The sequence below is a fragment of the Nitratireductor sp. ZSWI3 genome, assembly GCF_024655565.1.
In the GTDB taxonomy this organism is placed as follows: Bacteria; Pseudomonadota; Alphaproteobacteria; order Rhizobiales; family Rhizobiaceae; genus Nitratireductor.
In genome coordinates, this window is record NZ_JANKOF010000190.1 from 1 (window position 1) to 1584 (window position 1584).

At 64.1% G+C, this 1584-nt stretch carries 2 protein-coding genes; both read right to left on the reverse strand.

Annotated elements, in window-relative coordinates; genetic code table 11:
* A partial coding sequence (locus tag NUU27_RS25290; RefSeq protein ID WP_257765054.1) for a hypothetical protein occupies positions 1–313 on the reverse strand: 313 nt, incomplete at its 3' end.
* 89 nt (positions 314–402) lie between these two features.
* Positions 403–1491 carry an IS110 family transposase gene (locus NUU27_RS25295; RefSeq protein ID WP_257765055.1) on the reverse strand — a complete coding sequence of 363 codons (1089 nt, stop codon included), beginning with the start codon at positions 1489–1491 and terminating at the stop codon, positions 403–405.
* Between the last annotated feature and the right edge of the window lie 93 nt (positions 1492–1584).

The following is a 1584-nucleotide window of genomic DNA, read 5'->3' on the forward strand; positions in this document are numbered from 1 at the left end:
GCCCTCGTAATTGGCGCCTCTTTCGCTGATCTTTTCGCCATCGTCGTTTCTCCTTCTGGCTGCGAAGATATACGCTTTTCTTCTCTGGACCACGTTTCCACCTCCGGTTTTCGAGTTCCGATGCGCCGTGCACTCGTCCGCGCTCTGCGACGGGGTATTTCGGCTGCACGCTGGCAGCGCCCGAACCGTCGCGGCGCAATTTTCCATCGGACTGACGGAGCATCGTCACAGGCACTCGGGCGCGGTCCGGCCGTCTTTCGATCGGCACGGCCGCAGGCAAGATATCGTGCGTTCCGTCGTTGATGGTCTGCATCGGTCCTCATCCGCCGGAGCGGATCTCATGTGTTCAAATGGCGTCCGTCACCTTGCGGACGCGCTGCGTTTCGATGGTCAAGGACAGGGTCATGCGTGTGCTCCCAGATGCTTGCGCACCTTGATCTGCGCACGCCGAGCGGCGTCGGTTTCAGCTTCCGCCGAATCGCCGACATAGAAGGTGCCGTCGCTCCACATGGCGTGCATGATCACGGCCAGCTTGCGCGCCACCGCCACCACCGCCTTGCGATGGCAGGAGCGTTTGGCGATCTGCTGGCCCCAGCTTTTGACCTTGTCCTTGCCCTTGAAGCGGGTCATCAGCCCAGACGCCGCCTCGTAGAGCGCCCGCCTTACATCCGCGTCGCCGGCCTTCGAGATACGTCCCTTCACGTCGATCGAGGTGCCCGACTGCCATCGCCTGGAGGTCAGCCCGAAGTAAGCGGCAACGTCGCGCGAGCGGCGGAAGCGCGCCGGATCGTCGATCGCGGTCATGAAGCTGAGCGCCGTCACCGGCCCGACGCCGGGGATCGCCATGAAGCGCCGGCACAGCTGGCTTTGCGCGACCATCTTCACGACCAGATCGTGCAGCCGGCAGTATTGCTTCCACAGCACAGCGCGCGCCGCCAGCATGGCGTCCATCAGCTCGCTCGACAGCGGATCGTCCGCCACCGCCGCGCGGACGGCCTGGTCGAACTTGCCGCGCGATGTGCCGCCGAGCTTGATTCCGAAGCTCTTGAGAGAGTGGCGGATGGCGTTCTCCAGATCGAGAAACTTGCGCTTCAGATTGCGCCGGTGCGTCAGAAGAAGCCGCATCCGGTAGCAGCCTTCCGTCTTCACATGCGCGGCGCGGAACCAGCCGGTGCGCATGATGTGAGCGATGCCGAGCGCATCCTTTTCGTCGGTCTTGTTGCGTTGCGCCGACATTGCCGCGCGCACATGCTGGGTCTCCAGGCAGATCGCCGGCAGGCCCAGCTTCTTGAGCTCCGGATGCAGCCACGGCGACAACGATCCCGCTTCGTGACCGACGCGCCGCAGCCGCGCCACAAACGGTTTCAGCACCGCAAACAACGCCTCCGGCTCGGTCGCGACCTTCGTCGTCAGATGCACCTCGCCGCGATCATCGACGACGCACACCGCCGTCTCCTCGATCGCGACATCCAGCCCACAAAAGAATTCCATCAGTCGCCTCCTGCGTGGTTTCGGGGCCGATACTCTATCTGCCTCCAAAGGCGCTGCGCTCGCTGATGGGGCGCCAGGCCAATTACGGGCGGC

Bases quoted from the DNA above. Each gene is read 5' to 3' on its own strand.
- NUU27_RS25295 (WP_257765055.1), bottom strand. From the start codon at position 1,491: ATGGAATTCTTTTGTGGGCTGGATGTCGCGATCGAGGAGACGGCGGTG.